This window comes from Roseomonas sp. TS2, assembly GCF_058833935.1.
This window is the reverse complement of sequence record NZ_JCACVY010000336.1, coordinates 1-1,938: the sequence shown is the minus strand read 5'-3', so window position 1 is coordinate 1,938 and position 1,938 is coordinate 1. Positions and strand designations below refer to the sequence as shown.

The following is a 1,938-nucleotide window of genomic DNA, read 5'->3' as shown; positions in this document are numbered from 1 at the left end:
TCAGCACCAGCCGCCGCCCCGCCGCCGGCGCCTGCCGCAGCCAGGAGACCGCCGCCGCGCCATCCTCCAGGAAGAGCGGCCACGGCCCCTCCGGCATCAGCCGGTAGTCCGGGATGGCGACGGGGCAGCCAAGCCCGGCCAGCGCCTCGGCGACGAAGACGTAATCGGCCTTCGCGCCGCTGCGGAAGCCGCCGCCATAGAAGAACACCACCAGCGGCGCGCCCGGCGCCGGATCGGCGGGCTCGTAGAGGTCGAGGCGCTGGCGCGGCAGGCTACCGAAGGCGATGTCCCGCCGCCGCGTGAAGCCGCCCGAGGGCACCAGCGCGTTGACCAGCGCCGCCGGGCTGCACCCCGCCAGAGCCGCCGCCCCCGGCAGCGCCAGCAGCGGCGCCAGGGCGCGGCGGGTAGGCCGAGATCCGCTCAATGGTGGTGGTGGTTCGCGCAGGAAGCCCCGTTCCCCTGCGCCTCCGGCCGCGCCACCGGCACCGCCACGGCGCGCTCGAGCACCCGGGCGGCACGGAAGCAGAGATCGTCGCGCAGCTGCGCGGCGGCGAGCTGCACGCCGCGCGGCATCCCCTCCTCGTCCAGGCCGAAGGGCACGGTGATGGCGGGCTGGCGGGTCAGGTTGAAGGCGAAGGTCCAGGGCGCCCAGTCGCGCCACAGCGCCTCGGTGGGCTTGATGGTCGGCGCGTCGGCGTCGAAGGCGGCGGTCGGCGTGGTGGGGCAGAGCACCAGGTCGTATTTCAGGTGGAAGCGCGCCATGGCGTGCGCCGCCTCGGTGCGCATCGCCTCGGCGCCGAGGAAGTCGATGGCGGACATGCCGCCCTCGCGCTCCGCCACTTCCTCGAGGCCCTTGTCCAGCAGGGCGCGCTTCTCGGGGGCCATGGTGTTGACCAGCCGCGCCAGCGCCACGCCCCAGACGCGGCCGAAGATGTGGCGCGTATCCGGCAGCTCGGGGTCGGCATCTTCGACGATGGCGCCGTGCTCGGACAGCACGCGGGCGGCGGCCAGCACCGCCGCCTCGCCCTCGGCGTCGATCGGCGGCGCGTAGCCCAGGCGGCGCACCACGGCCACGCGCAGCCCGGCCACGCCGTCCTCGATGCCGGCGCGCCAGTCGCGCGGCTCCTCCTGCACGCAGAAGGGGTCGCGCAGGTCGGGGATGGCCATGGCGGACATCATCAGCGCCGCGTCGCGCACGCTGCGCGTCATCGGCCCGGCGCAGGAGACCTGGCCGAAGGCGCTGTGCGGCCATTGCGGGATGCGGCCATAGCTCGGCTTCATCCCCACCAGCCCGCAATAGGCGGCGGGGATGCGGATGGAGCCGCCGGCATCGGTGCCGATATGCATCGGGCCGAAGCCCGCCGCCCCCGCCGCGCCCGCGCCGGAGGAGGAGCCGCCCACCGTGCGCTGCGGGTTCCAGGCGTTGCGGCTGATGCCGTGCAGCGGGCAGTCGCCGGGCGTCTTCCAGCCGAACTCGGTGGTGGTGGTCTTGCCGAGGATGACGGCGCCCGCCGCCTTCAGGCCGATGACGGCCGGCGCGTCCTCCGTGGCGGGGGTGGCGTCGGTGGTCTTGCTGCCGCGGCGGGTCGGCATGCCCTGCACGTTCAGCAGGTCCTTCACCGTCACCGGCACGCCGTCCAGCGGCCCCATCGGGCGGCCGGCGGACCAGCGCGCCTCCGACTCGCCGGCCTGGGCCAGGGCGCGCGGGTTCAGCATGGCGAAGGCGTTGACCCAGGGGTTGTAGCGCGCCACCCGCTCCATCACCGCCTGCAAGGCCTCCACCGGCGAGAGGCGGCGGCGGGCATAGAGGACGAGGAGCTGCTCGGCCGACATCAGGGCCGGATCGGTATCGGACATGCTGGATTCCGCTGTGGTCGGTAAGGCAGGACCGGGCACGGGGCGCGCCGGCAGGATGGCGCAGATTGCCCCGGCCGGGCG

2 protein-coding genes are annotated in these 1,938 nt (G+C 74.9%); both read right to left on the bottom strand.

What is annotated here, in order from left to right; all coding sequences use genetic code 11:
• A partial coding sequence (locus ACZJYS_RS24180; protein ID WP_493180624.1) for an alpha/beta hydrolase occupies positions 1-424 on the bottom strand: 424 nt, incomplete at its 3' end.
• Positions 421-1,857 carry an amidase gene (locus ACZJYS_RS24175; RefSeq protein ID WP_493180623.1) on the bottom strand — a complete coding sequence of 479 codons (1,437 nt, stop codon included), beginning with the start codon at positions 1,855-1,857 and terminating at the stop codon, positions 421-423. The genes ACZJYS_RS24180 and ACZJYS_RS24175, both read right to left, overlap by 4 nt.
• Between the last annotated feature and the right edge of the window lie 81 nt (positions 1,858-1,938).